The sequence below is a fragment of the Aliiroseovarius lamellibrachiae genome (genome assembly GCF_018599245.1).
GTDB classification, from domain to species: Bacteria; Pseudomonadota; Alphaproteobacteria; order Rhodobacterales; family Rhodobacteraceae; genus Aliiroseovarius; species Aliiroseovarius lamellibrachiae.
Map to the genome: position 1 here is coordinate 582,418 of NZ_JAHEVJ010000001.1, position 17,884 is coordinate 600,301.

19 protein-coding genes are annotated in these 17,884 nt (G+C 54.0%); 6 read left to right on the top strand and 13 right to left on the bottom strand.

Going from position 1 to position 17,884, the window contains the following annotated elements:
- Positions 1-77: 77 nt before the first annotated feature.
- The 5 genes from KKW20_RS02905 (at position 78) to KKW20_RS02925 (ending at position 3,546) form a co-directional block, all read left to right on the top strand.
- Positions 78-704, top strand: a complete 627-nt coding sequence (locus tag KKW20_RS02905) for an ATP-dependent Clp protease proteolytic subunit (RefSeq protein ID WP_214565876.1) — start codon at positions 78-80, stop codon at positions 702-704.
- Between the two features lie 166 nt (positions 705-870).
- Positions 871-2,139: an ATP-dependent Clp protease ATP-binding subunit ClpX gene (gene clpX, locus KKW20_RS02910; RefSeq protein ID WP_214565878.1), complete on the top strand. Its 1,269-nt coding sequence runs from the start codon at positions 871-873 to the stop codon at positions 2,137-2,139.
- Positions 2,140-2,325: 186 nt separating this feature from the next.
- Positions 2,326-2,700 carry an NADH:ubiquinone oxidoreductase subunit NDUFA12 gene (locus KKW20_RS02915; RefSeq protein WP_214565880.1) on the top strand — a complete coding sequence of 125 codons (375 nt, stop codon included), beginning with the start codon at positions 2,326-2,328 and terminating at the stop codon, positions 2,698-2,700.
- 34 nt (positions 2,701-2,734) lie between these two features.
- Positions 2,735-3,190 carry an outer membrane lipid asymmetry maintenance protein MlaD gene (gene mlaD / locus KKW20_RS02920; RefSeq protein WP_214565882.1) on the top strand — a complete coding sequence of 152 codons (456 nt, stop codon included), beginning with the start codon at positions 2,735-2,737 and terminating at the stop codon, positions 3,188-3,190.
- 17 nt (positions 3,191-3,207) lie between these two features.
- The gene (locus tag KKW20_RS02925) at positions 3,208-3,546 is read left to right on the top strand and encodes a DUF2155 domain-containing protein (protein WP_214565884.1); all 339 of its coding nucleotides are present in this window, start codon (positions 3,208-3,210) and stop codon (positions 3,544-3,546) included.
- On the opposite strand, the gene aat is transcribed toward KKW20_RS02925, so the two are convergent.
- The 6 genes from aat to KKW20_RS02955 form a co-directional block, all read right to left on the bottom strand.
- Complete coding sequence (aat, locus tag KKW20_RS02930; protein ID WP_214566070.1) at positions 3,510-4,103, bottom strand: leucyl/phenylalanyl-tRNA--protein transferase; 594 nt, start codon at positions 4,101-4,103, stop codon at positions 3,510-3,512. The two genes, KKW20_RS02925 and aat, sit on opposite strands and share 37 nt — an antisense overlap.
- Positions 4,104-4,162: 59 nt before the next feature.
- Positions 4,163-5,515 (bottom strand): acetyl-CoA carboxylase biotin carboxylase subunit, encoded by a 1,353-nt coding sequence (accC, locus tag KKW20_RS02935; RefSeq protein WP_214565886.1) that lies wholly within the window; start codon positions 5,513-5,515, stop codon positions 4,163-4,165.
- A 10-nt stretch (positions 5,516-5,525) separates the two neighbouring features.
- On the bottom strand, positions 5,526-6,020 hold the full coding sequence (gene accB / locus KKW20_RS02940; RefSeq protein ID WP_214565887.1) for an acetyl-CoA carboxylase biotin carboxyl carrier protein: 495 nt from the start codon (positions 6,018-6,020) through the stop codon (positions 5,526-5,528).
- 199 nt (positions 6,021-6,219) lie between these two features.
- Positions 6,220-6,795: a hypothetical protein gene (locus KKW20_RS02945; protein WP_214565889.1), complete on the bottom strand. Its 576-nt coding sequence runs from the start codon at positions 6,793-6,795 to the stop codon at positions 6,220-6,222.
- Positions 6,796-6,950: 155 nt separating this feature from the next.
- A complete protein-coding gene (locus KKW20_RS02950) occupies positions 6,951-7,568 on the bottom strand; it encodes a TetR family transcriptional regulator C-terminal domain-containing protein (RefSeq protein ID WP_214565891.1) in 618 nt (205 codons plus the stop codon).
- Positions 7,569-7,625: 57 nt separating this feature from the next.
- Positions 7,626-8,168 (bottom strand): helix-turn-helix domain-containing protein, encoded by a 543-nt coding sequence (locus KKW20_RS02955; protein ID WP_214565893.1) that lies wholly within the window; start codon positions 8,166-8,168, stop codon positions 7,626-7,628.
- A gap of 231 nt (positions 8,169-8,399) precedes the next feature.
- Here KKW20_RS02955 and KKW20_RS02960 point away from each other — a divergent pair, with 231 nt between their 5' ends.
- Positions 8,400-9,914 (top strand): class I adenylate-forming enzyme family protein, encoded by a 1,515-nt coding sequence (locus tag KKW20_RS02960; protein WP_214565895.1) that lies wholly within the window; start codon positions 8,400-8,402, stop codon positions 9,912-9,914.
- A 42-nt stretch (positions 9,915-9,956) separates the two neighbouring features.
- Here KKW20_RS02960 and KKW20_RS02965 read toward each other — a convergent pair whose 3' ends face one another.
- The 7 genes from KKW20_RS02965 to KKW20_RS02995 all read right to left on the bottom strand — a co-directional run bounded on the left by KKW20_RS02965 (position 9,957) and on the right by KKW20_RS02995 (position 17,731).
- Complete coding sequence (locus KKW20_RS02965; protein ID WP_214565897.1) at positions 9,957-10,229, bottom strand: glycine zipper 2TM domain-containing protein; 273 nt, start codon at positions 10,227-10,229, stop codon at positions 9,957-9,959.
- A 178-nt stretch (positions 10,230-10,407) separates the two neighbouring features.
- Complete coding sequence (acs, locus tag KKW20_RS02970) at positions 10,408-12,354, bottom strand: acetate--CoA ligase (RefSeq protein ID WP_214565898.1); 1,947 nt, start codon at positions 12,352-12,354, stop codon at positions 10,408-10,410.
- A gap of 89 nt (positions 12,355-12,443) precedes the next feature.
- A complete protein-coding gene (locus KKW20_RS02975) occupies positions 12,444-13,229 on the bottom strand; it encodes an ABC transporter ATP-binding protein (protein ID WP_214566072.1) in 786 nt (261 codons plus the stop codon).
- A gap of 25 nt (positions 13,230-13,254) precedes the next feature.
- Positions 13,255-14,013 carry an ABC transporter ATP-binding protein gene (locus tag KKW20_RS02980; protein ID WP_214565900.1) on the bottom strand — a complete coding sequence of 253 codons (759 nt, stop codon included), beginning with the start codon at positions 14,011-14,013 and terminating at the stop codon, positions 13,255-13,257.
- A gap of 14 nt (positions 14,014-14,027) precedes the next feature.
- Entirely contained in the window at positions 14,028-15,245 is a 1,218-nt protein-coding gene (locus KKW20_RS02985; RefSeq protein ID WP_214565902.1) for a branched-chain amino acid ABC transporter permease, read from the bottom strand.
- A 3-nt stretch (positions 15,246-15,248) separates the two neighbouring features.
- Positions 15,249-16,280: a branched-chain amino acid ABC transporter permease gene (locus KKW20_RS02990; protein WP_214565904.1), complete on the bottom strand. Its 1,032-nt coding sequence runs from the start codon at positions 16,278-16,280 to the stop codon at positions 15,249-15,251.
- A 107-nt stretch (positions 16,281-16,387) separates the two neighbouring features.
- Positions 16,388-17,731: a substrate-binding protein gene (locus tag KKW20_RS02995; protein ID WP_214566074.1), complete on the bottom strand. Its 1,344-nt coding sequence runs from the start codon at positions 17,729-17,731 to the stop codon at positions 16,388-16,390.
- Between the last annotated feature and the right edge of the window lie 153 nt (positions 17,732-17,884).

The window sequence follows — 17,884 nt, forward strand, 5'->3', positions numbered from 1 at the left end:
CCCCTCGTGAGCGGCACTACTCTCTTGTCAGGTTGGTCCAGAACGGGCCTTCACGCGAGTATATGAAAGCAGGCAGAATGCACGACCCTATTGATCAATATAATAATACCCTCGTTCCCATGGTTGTGGAACAAACCTCGCGCGGCGAACGGGCCTATGATATCTTCTCGCGCCTGTTGAAAGAGCGGATCATCTTTGTAAACGGCCCGATTCATGACGGCATGTCGACCTTGATTGTGGCGCAGCTTTTGCACCTCGAGGCGGAAAACCCGAAAAAAGAAATTTCGATGTACATCAACTCGCCCGGTGGCGTGGTGACGTCCGGCCTGTCGATTTATGACACCATGCAGTACATCAAGCCTAAGGTCTCGACCCTGGTGATTGGTCAGGCCGCATCGATGGGGTCTGTCCTCTCGGTCGCAGGCGAGGCTGGAATGCGCTTTTCACTGCCTCATTCGCGTATCATGGTGCACCAACCCTCTGGTGGGTTCCAGGGTCAGGCAACCGACATTATGATTCACGCAGCAGAGACCCAGAAGGTCAAAGACACGCTGCACGCGATCTATGTGAAGCACACCGGGAACACCTTGAAAGCGGTCGAAAAGGCGCTGGAGCGTGATAATTTCATGTCACCAGAAGAGGCCAAAGATTGGGGGCATATCGATGAAATCGTCGAAAATCGCCCTAAAACAGACGAAGAATAATGCTTATTCAGGGCTCGGTTTCCGATCCGAGCCCTGACAATACCACAGCCGGGGCGGAAAATCGCATTGTACCCGGCTGGCCCCTGTCCTAAGCTAACGCAAATGGGCACACTCATGGCCCAATTGGGCATTTCAGGTTTCGGGCTTTGGCCCTAGGGAAGACAAAATGGCGAACAATTCCTCCGGCGACAGCAAAAACACCCTCTATTGTTCCTTCTGCGGAAAGAGCCAACACGAGGTGCGCAAGCTGATTGCGGGGCCAACCGTGTTTATCTGCGACGAATGCGTCGAATTGTGCATGGACATCATCCGCGAAGAAACAAAATCCGCGGGCCTTAAGGCCGCTGATGGCGTGCCAACACCGCAAGAGATTTGTGGTGTTCTGGATGATTATGTCATTGGTCAGGGCCACGCAAAGCGTGTTCTTTCTGTTGCGGTGCACAACCACTACAAACGGTTGAACCACGCGGCGAAATCTGGTGATGAGATTGAGTTGGCGAAATCCAACATTATGCTCATCGGCCCAACAGGTTGCGGTAAAACCCTTTTGGCGCAAACCCTTGCGCGGATTTTGGACGTTCCGTTTACCATGGCGGATGCCACGACTTTGACAGAGGCTGGCTATGTGGGGGAGGATGTAGAAAACATCATTCTCAAGCTTTTGCAGGCGTCCGAGTACAATGTTGAACGCGCTCAGCGTGGCATCGTTTACATTGATGAAGTCGACAAGATCACCCGCAAATCGGACAACCCATCGATCACACGCGACGTGTCGGGCGAGGGGGTTCAACAGGCTTTGCTGAAGATTATGGAGGGCACGGTTGCCTCGGTGCCTCCGCAAGGGGGGCGTAAGCACCCTCAGCAGGAATTCCTGCAGGTCGACACAACAAATATCCTCTTTATCTGTGGCGGGGCATTTGCTGGGCTTGACCGGATCATTGCGCAGCGTGGCAAAGGGTCAGCGATCGGCTTTGGTGCCGAGGTTAAAAATGATGACGACCGAGGCGTTGGTGAGATCTTTCAGGAGCTGGAACCAGAAGATTTGTTGAAATTCGGTTTGATTCCCGAGTTTGTTGGCCGTCTTCCTGTGATCGCGACGCTTGAGGATCTTGATGCGGACGCACTGATCACCATTTTGACCGCGCCGAAAAATGCTTTGGTCAAACAATATCAGCGCCTGTTTGAAATCGAAGAGGCACAGCTGACATTTACCGATGACGCTTTGGCGGCGATCGCCAAGCGTGCAATTGAACGCAAGACCGGTGCGCGAGGGCTTCGTTCCATCATGGAAGATATCCTGCTGGACACGATGTTCGATTTGCCAGCGTTGGAGAATGTGGATGAAGTTGTGGTGAACGAAGAGGCTGTGACAGGTGAAAGCAAGCCTTTGATCATCTATGCGGATCACGAAAAAGAAGGTGCTTCGGCAAGCTAAGCACCTTGTGAAAGAAATCAAAAAGCCACCGCGCTACGGTGGCTTTTTTTGTTGAAAAGATAGAATTTCCCCCAAAGTCGCCACAGTGGGGGGAATTCGGCGCAATGCACCGCCAATTCAGATGCAAAGCACTGGACCTTAGCGCGTTGTTGCGCCATATGAAGAACAGACAATGCGGAGATCGATATGCGGTTTATTCTATCCCTTTTGACCTGGTATCACGGCGAAACCATCGGCACACGACTGTTCACATGGCGCAAGGGCGTCAAAGTCGGCGAGGATGCGCAGGGTAACACATTTTACCACAATCGCGATGATAGTCGCCGCTGGGTGATCTTTAAGGGCGAACCGGAAGCAAGTCGCGTCAGCCCCGAGTGGCATGGTTGGCTGCATCATACGTTTGACAATTGCCCAACCGATGCTCCGCTGACCCATAAAACTTGGGAAAAGCCACATCAGGATAATATGACCGGCACCGAGATGGCCTATGCTCCGTCGGGATCCTTGCGCAATGCAAAACCAGCTGAGCGACGCGATTACGAAGCATGGCAGCCTGAATAATCTACGTGTTGCGTAGGCAAGGGACGGGGGCACAATGAGCCAGTCACACACGACCGAGGTAATCACGGGCGGTATTGTTCTTGCCGCCGCTGCCGGGTTTATGATTTTTGCGAGCCAAATTGTTGGGTTGTCCGGATCGGGCAATCTGAGCAGTTATTCGGCATCCTTTCGTACAGCTGATGGGATTTCGGTGGGCACTGACGTTCGGCTTGCTGGAGTGAAAGTGGGGCAGGTTTCTGCCATTACTTTAAACCCGGAAAGTTTCCGGGCTGATGCTGCGTTTTCGGTGCAATCCGATGTTGTTTTGCCGGACGACACCTCTGTTATCATTGCTTCTGAGGGGTTGTTGGGGGGCTCGTATGTTGAGCTGCTGCCTGGTGGTTCGCCGCTGAACCTTGAGCCTGGCTCTGAGATTGAAGACACGCAGGGGTCAGTTAGTTTGGTACAGCTGTTGATGAAATTCGTGTCGAACGGTGAGGCTCCGAAGTGATCTGGCGCGCTTTGGTTATGTCTGTTGCAGCACTATCGCCAGCGATGTCCTTTGGGCAAACAGCTAAGGCGCCGGGTGCGATGCTGCGCGGATTGGACAAAGTGTCTGGCATCCATGAAGATCTGAAATTGCAGGCCGGGGAAACGATTTCTCTGGGAAAGCTACAGATTACATTGGGTGAATGCCGTTATCCCACCGACAACCCTTCAGGTGATGCTTATGCGTGGATTGTGATCCGTGATGGCAATGACGAACAAACCTCATTTGAGGGGTGGATGGTTGCCTCGTCGCCTGCGTTGAATGGATTGGACCACCAACGCTATGATGTTTGGGTGTTGCGCTGCATCACGGAATGAACATTGGGCAGCGGTCTCTCTGAGATATCCGCAGTATATAGCAGCGCGTCTTTCAAGCGATATTGATAGATCGCGCGCGGAATTTCCTCGGCGCCCAAACTGGCCAGATGTTCTGTGATAAATTGCGTATCAAACAGCGTAAATCCACAGTTTGACAGATGTTTTGTGAGAAAAGCCAAGGCAATTTTCGATGCATTCGGCCGGCGTGAAAACATGCTTTCACCGAAAAATGCCGCGCCAAGGGCTACGCCATAGACGCCCCCAATGAGGGTGTTTTCGTCCCAAACTTCCAGCGAGTGAGCGTAACCCTTATGGTGTAATTGCGTGTAGAGATCGAAGATTTCTTCATTAATCCAGGTTTCGTCCCGATCGGCGCAGCCCGCGACAACGCCCACAAAATCACGGTTGAGTGTGATGTGATAGGGCATGTTCCGTAGGCAACGGGCCAACGAGCGTGAGATGTGAAACGTGTCTAATGGAAGAACGCCGCGGTCTGTTGGATCCACCCAGAAAATCTCGGGGTTATCGCGGCTCTCTGCCATGGGAAAGACCCCCATAGCGTAGGCGCGCAGCAACAATTCTGCGGTGAGGGGTGGGGGGGGAAGGGCCAAAGCCCTTACCCCATATTTTCATCAAGCCAGCGTTCCAGCCAGTGGATGTCATAGTTCCCGGACAGCACGTCAGGCTCCGCCAGCAGGGCGTGGAAAAGCGGAACTGTGGTTTCAACACCATCCACGATCAACTCACCCAAGGCACGCTGAAGGCGCGACAAGGCCTCTGGACGGTCACGCCCATGCACAATCAGTTTGCCGATCAGGCTGTCGTAATAGGGCGGGATGGAATACCCATCATAGAGCGCCGAATCCATGCGCACACCAAGCCCACCGGGCACATGGTATTGTGTGACCTTGCCCGGGCAGGGGGCAAAATTTGGCAGGCGTTCTGCATTGATCCGAATTTCGATGGCGTGGCCGTTCACTTCCAGATCCTTTTGTCCAAAGGACAGTTTCATGCCCTCTGCCACTCGGATTTGCTCGCGCACGAGATCGACGCCAAAGATCGCCTCTGTCACGGGGTGTTCGACCTGAAGACGCGTGTTCATTTCGATGAAATAGAACTCGCCATTTTCAAATAGAAACTCAATTGTACCTGCACCGCGATAGCCCATTTCGGCGATAGCATTGGCACAGATAGAGCCAATTTTCTCACGCTGTTCTGGGGTGATGCAGGGCCCGGGGGCTTCTTCGAACACTTTTTGGTGGCGCCGCTGCAGCGAACAATCGCGCTCGGCCAAATGCACACCGCCCCCTTGACCGTCGCCAAACACCTGAACTTCGATGTGGCGTGGGGTCTGGAGGTACTTTTCCATATAGACTTCGTCATTGCCAAAGGCACTTTTCGCCTCGGAACGCGCCGTCGAGAACGCCATTTCAATGTCGGCTTCGGTTTCGGCCACCTTCATTCCGCGACCACCACCACCGGCTGTGGCTTTAATGATCACAGGATAACCCATCTCAGCCGCCGCCTTGCGCGCCGCTACGATGTCAGGAACGCCACCTTCAGATCCCGGAACAACGGGGATACCCAAGTTGATCGCTGTTTCCTTGGCTGTGATCTTATCGCCCATCATGCGGATATGTTCTGCGGATGGGCCAATAAATGTGATTTCGTGATCTTCCAAGATCTGCACGAAATTCGCATTTTCAGACAAGAAGCCGTAACCGGGGTGAACCGCCTGTGCGCCCGTGATCTCGCATGCGGCGATGATGGCAGGGATCGAAAGATAGCTTTCGGTGCCAGACGGCGGGCCAATACAGACGCTTTCGTCGGCCATACGTACGTGCATGGCATCAACATCTGCGGTGGAATGCACCGCGACGGTTTTGATGCCCATTTCACGTGCCGCGCGAATGACGCGCAGGGCGATTTCGCCGCGATTGGCAATGAGGATTTTATCGAAATGGGCCATGATGTTTGCCTTATTCGATGATCATAAGAGGGGCGCCAAACTCAACCGCGGCACCATCTTCGACCAGGATCCGTTTGATCTTACCAGCGCGGGGCGCGGGGATCTGGTTCATGGTTTTCATCGCTTCGACGATCAAAAGCGTCTGGCCTTCGGTCACGGTGTCGCCAACGCTGACAAACGCGGGGGTGCCCGGTTCGGCTTGCAAATAGGCGGTCCCAACCATGGGTGAGGGGACAGCGCCTGGATCACTTGCCGGATCTTCGTTCACAGCAGGTGCCGCAGCAGCCGGTGTCGCGGCGGCAGGTGCAGCAGCAGGAGCGGCCATTGCGGGCGGCGCCATTTGTGTCATCTGCACAACTTCTTTGGCACGGCTCACGCGAACATTCAGGCTGTCATTTTCGCCATAGTCACGCATGACTTCCAGTTCTGTCAGGTCGTTTTCCTGCAAGAGCTTGGCCAGAGCCTCAATAAAGGCCACATCGGTTTCGTGGTTTTTCTTGGACATGGGTCCTCGCCTTTTTTACGCGCCCGGTCTAACGCCGAGCCATATCTGTTTGGTTACATATAGAGCGTGACGTAAGGGGAGAAAAGCGCGAACCCCACCAAAAGTGCATTTTGACGAGGTTCTTTACAGTTGTTTGTGGGGATGACGCCGATTGCACCCGTTTTCCACGATTTCTGGCGGGTCGTTTAGCCTGTTTGACTTAAACCGGGATGACGGCCGGTTTGGCAGCTTCGGATAAAGCGATCTGCGGTGTGTTCGGTTGAACTTCTGTTTGTGACGGCGGCAAGGGGTTTGGCGTCGCGGTTAAATTGCCAGCATCCGTGTTAAGTGGCATGCTTGCGGGGTCAGGATCCGCGCGCGAACTCTCTGAGCTTTGCACCGCCTCGTTGTTGGAGACATTATTCGCCGCAGGGTCAGTTGGCCGAATTGCATCTGCATTGGTGTCCTTGGCGCGGTTTGCTTCGATCCGTGCAAGGATGGTTTGCAAGTCTTGCTCCACCTCCAGCAAGGTAATCTGAAAGCTCGGTGTCGGACCCGTTTGGGTATAGGGGTCGATATTTGACTGATCGCCAACTGTGTCCGTGTGGGTTTTTAAAATGCGGTAATCAGCAGCGTTATCTGCCGGCCCCTGACCGTTGGCTGTATGTGCATCAGTATGTGCCTGTTCAGCGCCTGGGCGCGTTTCCACTCGCGTAACGTCCGGCGCACCGGACACCGTGCTGTGTGCCGCGACTGTGGCCACTGCGCTGATCGGCGACGGTGCCATGATATCCATTTTTCTGTTGCTCCGTTTTAGACGAAGCCCCCACCACCGTTCAAATTAAGGGGGGATGGTTTGTGAAGGGTTAATTTATCAAGGAATCTGTAACGTTGGTTAGCAAACCGTTAATTCGGCTGCGCACACAACAGGTTGCGATCAGTGTATCGTTGCTATTTTGGACTTAATGCCGCGCGGTACATTTGTTCCAAAAACTCTGCCGCTTGTTCAAAATGACTGTCCCCTTCTGGCGACAATATTCCCCGAACCTGCGCGTCAAAATCTGCGTAATGTTGCGTGGTGGCCCAGATTGAAAAAATCAGATGATGAGGATCAAGTGCTGCAATGCGGCCTTCGCGTGCCCAGCCCGAAATGATGCGTGCTTTTTCATCCACCAAATCACGCAACGGGCCCTCGATTTGATCCATAATACGAGGCGCGCCCTGAACAATCTCATTTGCAAAAAGGCGACTTTCCTTGGGCAAAACACGCGCCATTTCCAGTTTTCTTAGCACATATGCAACAATTTCGCCGATAGGCTCCCCATCAGGCTTTAGCGCTTCAAGGGGTTCCAACCAATTGTCCATCAACGCGGACAAAAGGGCGCCATGTACCGCGTCTTTTGACGGAAAATAGTAAAGCAAATTGGGTTTCGACAGGCCTGCCGTGTGCGCGATTTGATCCAAAGTCGCACCGCGAAACCCGTGTAAGGAAAACACCTCAAGTGCGGCTTCCAAAATCGCGGCGCGATTGCGTTTTTGAATTCGGGTTTGGGGACGTGAACTTACCATATACTTCTCCTGCTCCCGAGAGATTGCCATCACTTGGCGCTCACATGATTGGGGGTGCTACAGCGGCATACCCGCGAATTTTGCAACCAGCTCGGGCAACTTTCTAGCTCCAAATTTTTGTAAAAGACGCGCGCGATGTGCTTCTACTGTACGGTACGAAAGGCCAAGGCGCAGGCCTATTTCTTTCGATGTTTCGCCCTGACAAGTCAGGATCGCCACCTCGCGCTCGCGCATGGTCAATTCCACGACAGGGCGCTCAGCTGACAGATCAACAAAGCTCCATACACCTTGCTTGAACGGGTCCTCGGGCGTCAGCGAAGTGCCGCGCACCCGGCACCAAAACAAATCACCGTCAAGCCGTCGCATGACACGTTCATCTTCGTAACGCCCTGTTTCTCTTAATATATCCCCGCCAACAGTTGCGACTTTTTCGTAATCCTGAAGAGAGGGGTAAAGCCGTTCAAGCGGCATGTCTGAGAATGTGGTAATGTCTTCGCCAAACATCTCGGCAAAGCGATAGTTGCACTGACGCACGATACGGTTTTCGGTAAGGGCCAGCCCGGTTGGGGCGTGCAGGAAGGCAATGTCCATTTGCGTCATTTCGGTATCCTGCCAAATCTGGGGGCGTATTTCTACCCGCTTGTGTGCAAGGGGCGCGTGGGTGGATAATTCAACGATCACAAAGGAGAAGGCAATGGTGCAAATCGTCGGATGGAGCGCTTCGCGTGAACCTGTCGTCTGGGGAAAAGCCCAAAGGGCATCCCGTGGATTGTTCATTCCCATGGGCGGCTCTGATGCTGCATCTTACGCATCACTATTGGAGGCTGTGAAATGAATTTGGCACTTTGGTTAGAACGCACCGCGAAAGTACATGGCACGCGACCTGCGATTTTCAGCGGCGACGTTCAAGTGCATGATTACACGTCTTTTTTTCGCGCATCGTTGGGCCTTTCAGCTGCTTTGGGCGCGCGCGGCATTGCGCCGGGCGACCGCGTGGCTTTGTTTATGCGCAACTGTCCAGAATATCTGCTGGGTTTCTACGGTGCTTGGGCCGCTGGTGCAGGTGTTGTGCCGATCAATGCCAAGCTTCACGCCAAGGAGGCAGCTTACATATTGGAAAACTCGGGCGCCAAACTGGCCTTGGTCACACCAGAGCTTGGGGCGGAACTGGCAAAGGTAAGTGATCTGCCGATGGTGGATGTGACATCAGATGACTTTACGGCGATGTGCGCCCATGCCCCGCGAGATATCATTCCCCGTACTGACGGGGATCTTGCGTGGCTGTTTTATACCTCTGGCACCACTGGCCGCCCCAAAGGGGTGTTCATCAGCCACGGCATGATCCGAGCCACCTCATTGTCCTTTCTTTTGGATTGTGACCAGGTTCAGCCCGAAGATGCGGCTTTCTATATGGCACCAATGAGCCACGGCGCCGGGATTTATGCACCGATACATGTGGCAAAAGCCGCGCGGCACATCACCCCGGCCTCGGGCGGTTTTGATGAGATGGAGCTGTTACAGGCCGCCGAAACGCAGGGGCCGCTGTCGATGTTCATGGCCCCGACCATGGTGCGCCGCCTGACCGATGTGGCCAAAGCAGCGGGCAAACGGGGGGAGGGGATCAAAACCATCATTTATGGTGGCGGTCCGATGTATCTGGCCGATATCACCGATGCGGTTGATTGGTTCGGCCCGCGATTTGCTCAGATTTATGGTCAGGGGGAATGTCCGATGGCGATCACAGCACTTTCACGAGAAGAGGTTGCCGATCGCAGTCATCCCCGGTGGCGAGAACGGCTCGCTTCGGTCGGACGTGCGCAATCTGTGGTCGAGGTGATGATCGGTGATGAGGATGGGCAACCGCTCCCGATCGGTGACGTCGGCGAGATTATGGTGCGGGGCACCCCCGTTATGCCCGGCTATTGGCAGAACCCTAAGGCCACGGAAAAGACACTTGTGGGGGGATGGTTGATGACCGGTGACATGGGGTATCTCGACGAAGATGGGTATCTGACAATGCGAGATCGCTCAAAAGATGTGATCATCTCTGGGGGGACGAATATTTACCCGCGCGAGGTGGAAGAGGCATTGCTGACCCATCCGATGGTACACGAGGTATCGGTGGTCGGTCGCCCCAATGATGAATGGGGCGAAGACGTTGTTGCCTATGTGGTTCCCGCGTCGGGATCATCCCCCGATGCTGCAGAATTGGATGCGCATTGCCTTGCACAAATCGCACGTTTTAAACGCCCGAAAACCTATTTTTGGCTCTCTGAATTGCCGAAAAACAACTATGGCAAGGTTTTGAAAACCGAGTTGCGCCGCAAATTGCAGGGCTCAGATTGACATATTTTTATCTGTGACTGACCCAATGCTTTGCGTGTTGCATTAACAAGGCGCGGTGTAATATCCGCCATTGCCGTTTGCATAGGCGCATTCCTGCGTCTCATTGTTTTTCGCGATCAGATTGCCCGCTGCGGCACCGGCCAAGGTCGCGACAATCTTCCAATTTGTGTTGGCACCCAGCAAATCAGCGAGGGCTAACCCTGTGACGGCACCTGCGCCTGTGCTGATGGCTCTTTGCTGATCTGCAGGAAGTTGCTGACAACCGACCAGGCCAAGGCTGGTGGCAAATGACAAGGTGATGAGGTGTTTATACATGATCTATCCTTATAATTTTGCTTGCCGCTTTAGCTTTTACCGTTCGCGGCAAACAGGCAAACCTTCAATTTGGGGCCTATAAAACCGGCGACAACCAGCGCACAAAAAAACGCCGATGCAAAAGCACCGGCGCTGAAAGGTGAGGACCCCGACCCTGGGGCCCTCTCGGGGAGGTGGGTTAGCGTTTCAGGCGGTTTTCGATCAGGTCATCAACCACGGAAGGATCCGCCAAAGTGGACGTATCGCCAAGCGCGCCGAAATCATCCTCGGCAATTTTGCGCAAGATACGGCGCATAATCTTGCCCGAACGGGTTTTCGGCAGGCCGGGGGACCATTGGATGTGATCGGGGCTGGCAATGGGGCCAATTTCGGTGCGGACCCAGTTGCGCAGTTCCGTTTTCAGATCGTCTGTGTATTCTTCCCCATCCATCAAAGTGACATAGCAATAGATGCCTTGCCCTTTGATATCATGTGGGAAACCAACAACGGCAGCCTCGGAGACTTTGGGGTGTGCAACCAGCGCGCTTTCCACTTCTGCGGTGCCCATACGGTGCCCAGAGACATTGATCACATCATCCACACGGCCGGTGATCCAGTAATACCCATCAGCGTCGCGACGGCAGCCATCACCGGTAAAATAATATCCTTTGTAGTCGGCGAAATAGGTCGCCACAAAGCGATCATGATCACCGTAGACCGAGCGCATCTGACCCGGCCAGCTGTCTTTCATGCACAATACGCCTTCGGCTTCGGTGGTGGTGATTTCTTCGCCAGAGGTTGGCTCGAGGATGACCGGTTGAACCCCGAAAAACGGCGTTGTGGCCGACCCTGGTTTGGTTGCGGTCGCACCGGGCAGGGGGGTCAGAAGATGCCCGCCGGTTTCGGTTTGCCACCAAGTATCAACGATGGGGCAGGTGCCTTTGCCGACAACGTCATTGTACCAATTCCAGGCCTCGGGGTTGATCGGTTCGCCCACGGTGCCCAGCACCTTAAGCGATGAGAGGTCACATTTGGTCACAAACTCTTCGCCACGCGCCATCAGGGCACGGATTGCGGTCGGGGCTGTGTAAAATTGGTTGACCTTGTGTTTTTCACAAACCTGCCAAAAGCGTGACGCATCCGGGTAAGTGGGCACGCCTTCAAACATCACGGTTGTCGCGCCATTGGCCAGCGGACCATAGACGATATAGCTGTGGCCGGTGACCCATCCCACGTCTGCGGTACACCAATAAACGTCACCTTCGTGGTAGTCGAACACGTATTCATGGGTCATTGAGGCCCAAAGAAGATAGCCGCCAGAAGTGTGTACAACGCCTTTTGGTTGGCCTGTTGAGCCTGAGGTGTAGAGGATAAACAGCGGATCCTCTGCGTTCATGGGAGCAGCGGGGCAATCGGCCGAAGCATTTGCCATCATCGCAGAATAGCTGTGGTCGCGCCCTTCTACCATGGCAACGTCGCCGCCGGTGCGTTCCACCACCAGAACGGGTGTCTTGCCCAAATCGCCATGCTCAAGGGCGGCATCCACGTTGGATTTCAGCGGCGTATTGCGCCCGCCGCGTGGTGCTTCATCTGCGGTGACCACAAGGGCAGCGCCACAACCTTCGACGCGTGCCGCAAGGGCTTCTGGTGAAAAGCCAGCAAAGACGATCGAATGGATGGCCCCAAGACGGGCACAGGCCAGCATCGCATAAGCGGCTTCGGGGATCATCGGAAGATAAAGAACAACCCGGTCGCCTTTGCCAACACCCATCTCTTTGTAAACATTTGCAAGTTTGCAAACATTCTCATGCAATTCGCGATAGGTGATGTGCTTGGAAACATTTGGATCATCGGCTTCCCAGATGATCGCGGTCTGATCTGCGCGGGTCGCCAAATGGCGGTCAATACAGTTGGCGGCGATGTTCAACTCGCCATCTTCAAACCATTTGATTGAGACGTCAGGGTACGCAAAGCTCACGTTTTTCATGACGGTCGGCGCCTTGGTCCAATCAAGACGGGCCGAGTGTTCGCGCCAGAAATTGTCGGCGTCATTCACACTGGCATCATACATTGCGGCGTATTTGGCCGCATCAATATGGGCATTTGCAATAAATTCGGCTGAGGGCGGGTAGGTTTTGTCACTCATTGGTGAGCCTCTTCCTGTCGTCATGTTCTGGTTCAGAGCAGGGGAGCACCTGTTGGCTCCCCTGTCCAGAGGGAATGTTTGCGCGGCCGTTAGATCGCGAGGTATTCGTTACGAAGCGCTTCGTTTTCAAGCACTTCGCTCGCGGACCCATCATAGACCACACTGCCGGTATCAAGGATCACAGCGCGATCGGCGAGCTGAAGTGCGCGCACGGCGTTTTGTTCCACGATCACTGTGGTAATGCCCTGTTCTTTGATGATGTTGAGCGTCTTTTCGATCTCATCAACAATCACCGGTGCAAGGCCCTCGTATGGCTCATCCAAAAGCAGCACTTTGATGTCACGCACCAAGGCGCGGGCGATGGCAAGCATCTGTTGTTCCCCACCCGAAAGCGTTGTGCCTTCCTGCTTGCGGCGCTCTTTCAAACGGGGAAAGAGTTCATAGACGCGCTCCAATGACCAACCAACCGGTTCCACAATTTGCGCCAGTTGCAGGTTTTCTTCGACGGTCAGACCCTGAATGATGCAGCGATCTTCTGGCACCAAAGCCATGCCCAACTGGGCAGCCTCATAGCTTTTGCGATCGTGCAAATGCGCATGGTCCAGCCAAATCTCGCCGTGGGTGACCATCGGTTCATCCATCCGCGCGATGGCGCGCAAGGTTGACGTTTTCCCCGCACCGTTACGGCCCAAGAGGGCAAGGATTTCACCCTCATGCACATTAAAGCTGACACCCTGCACAATATAGCTTTCGCCATAATACGCATGCAGGTCCCAGACCGAGAAATAAGCGGGTGCCGTGGCGGCGTGGTTGCGGTTCTTTGAGAAATCCTTGCCGTTGGGCGTGGGTTGATCTTTGAGCAATGTCTCTGTCATTGATGAATCTGCCATGTCATGCTCCTTATTGCTGTGTCTCACCCAGATACGCTTCGCGTACCTTAGGGTGGTCTTTGATTTTGTCAGGACTGTCTTCGACAAGGGGGGTGCCCTGTGCCAAAACAGTGATCCGGTCGGCCAACGAGAACACAACATGCATATCATGTTCAATAATGGCCATGGTGATGTCGCGCTTTTCTTTGATCTCTTTTAACAAGTCGATCGTGTTGTTGGTGTCAGCGCGTGCCATGCCCGCGGTGGGCTCGTCCAGCAGCAGGAGTTTCGGATCCTGCACCAGGCACATGGCCATTTCTAACCGGCGCTTGTCACCGCGTGACATCGAAGACGCATGCATATGCCGCTTGTCGATCATATTCACGTCAATCAGCATTTGCTCGGCTTTTTCAACCAGATCCGTTTCTTCCGCGACGCTTTCAAAAGCATGCATTCGAAAGCTGCCGTCGCGTTTGGCAAAGCAAGGGATCATCATGTTTTCCATCACATTGAGATCTCCAAAGATCTCAGGTGTTTGGAACACACGGCTTACCCCCATTTGGGTGATTTCATACGGCGTACGACCCAACAAAGACTGGCCGTCAAACATTACCGAACCAGTGTCGGGGATCAGCTTGCCCACAAAGCAGTTCAGCAATGTGGATTTTCCCGCCCCATTGGGGCCGATGATGGCATGCACGGTATTTTCCTGCACGCTTAGGTTCACATCCCCAAGGGCTTGCAGACCACCGAAACGTTTGCCAACGCCTTTGACTTCAAGAATTCCCATCTTTCCGTCTCCTTTTACTCAGCCACATGGGGCGCTTGTTTCGGGTGATGCTCGGGGTCGTCACTGTCGCCCCCACGGCGGTTCTTGAAATAGCTCTTGATACGCTGGCCGCCCTCAACAAGACCGCCTGGCAAAAAGATCACCACGATCATAAAGAGCACGCCGGATGTCATGTGCCAGCCTGAGCCCACGAAATGTTCGGCCGCCCAGATGACAATGCTTTCCAAACTATCAGGCAACCAGCCAAACCATTGGTGCAACACTTGGTCGTTGATCTTGGAAAAGATGTTTTCCATGTATTTGATCACGCCTGCACCCAGAACCGGGCCCATCATGGTGCCGACGCCGCCAAGAATGGTCATCAGAACAACTTCGCCAGAGGCGGTCCACTGCATGCGCTCTGCACCTGCAAGGGGATCCATTGAGGCGAGAAGCCCACCCGCAAGACCCGCATACATGCCGGAGATCACGAACGCCGCAAGCGTATAAGGCCGTGCGTTCAACCCGGTATAGTTCAGGCGTTGCTGGTTCGATTTAATCGCACGCAACATCAGACCAAACGGCGAACGGAAGATGCGCAGGCTAAGGTAAAAGGCGATGATCGCGATGATGGCACAGAAATAGTAACCAGCAGAGAAGGTGAACTCCCATGAGCCGATTGCGATTTTCTGCGCAGCGCCCATTTCAATTCCAAAGAAATGCGTGCCGGGCACGTTGCCGCTTGCAGAAACCTGTTGGCCCAAGATACGTGGGTCATTCAAGGTCACTTGCAGACCGGTTTCACCATTGGTGATCGGGGTCAGCACCGAATACGCGAGGTTATAGCTCATCTGTGCAAAGGCCAGCGTCAGGATCGAAAAGTAGATCCCGGAGCGGCGCAAACTGACATAGCCGATGACCAAAGCAAACAGGCCCGACATGATCACCGCAAGGACCAACCCCGGCAGGACGTTCATCGACAGCAGCTTGAACATCCAAACCGCCGAATAAGATCCCACACCCAGAAAGGCCGCGTGACCAAACGAGAGATAGCCGGTAAGGCCAAACAGGATGTTAAAGCCGATCGCAAAGATGCCGAAGATGGCAAAGCGTTGCATCAGATCAGGATAGCCTGCGTTAAACTGGGCCAAGCCAGACCCTTCGGGGAAGGGTTGCAGAAGGATCGGGGTTGCCAATGTCAGGAAGGTGACAATCAGCAGGAATTTCATATCTTTTTTATCAAGTCCAAGCATTGATCAGTCCTCCATCACGCCTTTGCGACCCATCAGGCCACGAGGGCGGGTGAGTAGAATGAGAATGGCCACCAGGTAGATGATGATTTGGTCGATGCCGGGGATGATATCCTTGATCCAGTTCATCGACGCAAAGCTTTCCAAAATACCCAGCATAAAGCCCGCGAGCACCGCACCGGGCAAGCTGCCCATGCCGCCGACAACAACCACAACAAAGCTCAGCACCAAGAAGTCCATGCCCATGTGATAATTTGGTGAGTTGATCGGCGCATACATCACCCCGGCAAGCCCGGCCACTGCGGCAGCGATGCCAAACATGATGGTGAAACGCTTGTCGATGTTGATGCCCAAAAGCCCGACCGTTTCGCGATCCGCCATGCCCGCGCGCACAACCATCCCGAAGGTGGTAAAACGAAGGAAGGCAAAAACCGCGCCAATCACGATGGCAGAGAAGGCAAAATAGACGAGGCGCCAGTAAGGATAGATGATGACGTTGGGGTCAAACCCAAGCATCGTCCCGAAGTCAAAGCTGCCTTTGAACGCATCCGGTGCCGAGGTGGGGATCGGGTTGGCGCCGTAATAATGCTTGATCAGCTCTTGCATCACAATTGCCAGACCAAAGGTCACTAGGATCTGGTCAGCGTGGGGACGTTTGTAGAAATGTTTGATCAACCCGCGTTCCATCGCATAACCGACAAACAGCATAATTGGGATTGAAAAGACAATGGCCAATGGAACCGACCAATCAATGATTGATGCCCCCATCTCTGGTCCAAACCAGCTTTCCACATAAGGCGTCTTGACCTTAAGCGGGTTGCCAAGAAAATCGGTCTGCGTCGGATCAAGCGTCTCGAAGCTGATGCTAAACAGGCGTTGCATTGTAACCGCGCAGAAGGCGCCGATCATGAACAAAGCCCCGTGGGCAAAGTTCACAACACCCAATGTGCCGAAGATGAGTGTAAGCCCGAGCGCGATCATCGCGTAGGCAGAGCCCTTGTCGAGCCCGTTCAGGGTCTGAAGAAGAATGGCGTCCATAGTCCCCACCATTAAGTATAGTTTAAGAACCCGATCCCCTTGATTGGGGCCGGTTCAGGTGTCCCGCGCACCAAGATGCGCGGGTCGATTTTGTTGAAAGCTAACGCTTAGCCAGCGTTACACTGACCCAGGTTCCCGCCCGCAAACATTGGGTGGTTTGGATCATAAGTCACTTGCTCTGCCGGGGTGATTTCCACCACTTCCAGAAGGTCAAACTCTGATGTTGGGTTGTCTTTACCCTTCACAACCAGCACGTCTTTAAAGCACTGGTGGTCGTCGGCGCGGTAAATTGTCTTACCATTGCCCAGACCGTCAAACTCAAAGCCTTCCAGCGCTTCACCAACACCACAAGGATTGTGGGTGCCAGCACGCTCACATGCATCAGCATAAAGCAGGGTCTGACAGTACACAGTATGGGCCGCCTGCGACGGTGGGAAGCCGTATTTGGTGCCGAAGGATTTCACGAAGGCAGCCGAACCAGCGTCGGTCAGCGACCAATGCCAGTTGGTTGAACCCAGAATGCCTTTGATGTTTTCACCAGCACCACGCGCCATCAGGCGCGAGAACAATGGAACAACGATTTCAAAGTTACGGCCATTGACCTGCTTTTCACGCAGCCCAAACTGAACCGCGTTGGTCAGCGAGTTCACCATGTTGCCGCCGTAGTGGTTCAGAACCAGAACGTCTGCGTCTGTTTGCAGAACGGGCGTGATGTAGGATGAGAAGTCGGTGGCTGACAGAGGTGTCTTCACCGCGTTCACAGTTTCCCAACCCAAAGCTTCGGTCGCCGCCTTGATTGACGCTTCCTGCGTCCAACCCCAAGTGTAGTCAGCGGTCAGGTGATAGGCTTTACGGTCGCTACCGTAACGCGCCGCAAGCACAGGTGCCAAAGCAGCGCCTGACATATATGCGTTAAAGAAGTGACGGAAGCCGTTGGCTTTCTTATCTTTACCGGTGGTGTCGTTTGAGTGGGTCAGACCCGCCATGAAGATCACGCCAGCTTCTTGGCACAGACCTTGAACAGCGATCGCAACACCCGAAGAAGAGCCGCCAGTGATCATCACTGCGCCGTCTTTTTCGATCATCGACTTGGCTGACGCGCGCGCCGCGTCTGATTTGGTTTGGGTGTCGCCGGTCACATATTCGACCTTCTTACCCAAGATACCGTTCCCCTGAAGCGCCTTAGAGCTAAAGGTGTTCAGCATGCCGCCGTCGCCTTCGCCGTTCAGGTGCTCAACAGCCAGCTGATAGGCGCGCAGCTCATCTGCACCCTCATCCGCATAAGGGCCGGTTTGTGGCACGTTAAAGCCAAGGGTGACGGTGCCACCGGTGGGTTCGTTTGTGTAAGCAGCAGCTGACGAAGCTGTAAAAATCGTCGGCAGCGCAACGCCTGCACCAGCAACAGCGCTGGTTTTGAGCAAGCCGCGACGCGTGAAATTCGAATTGGACATGTAATCCTCCCGTTTGGTCATTTTGGGTCCGCACCTCCTCCGCGCGCACCCATGTCCTTTTACAGAACACATTCATCTTACGTTGGGGAATGAAAATTTCGCAACAAGGGCTTTTAAAATAACGATAATTTTGTTAATGAATGAACAGGCGGA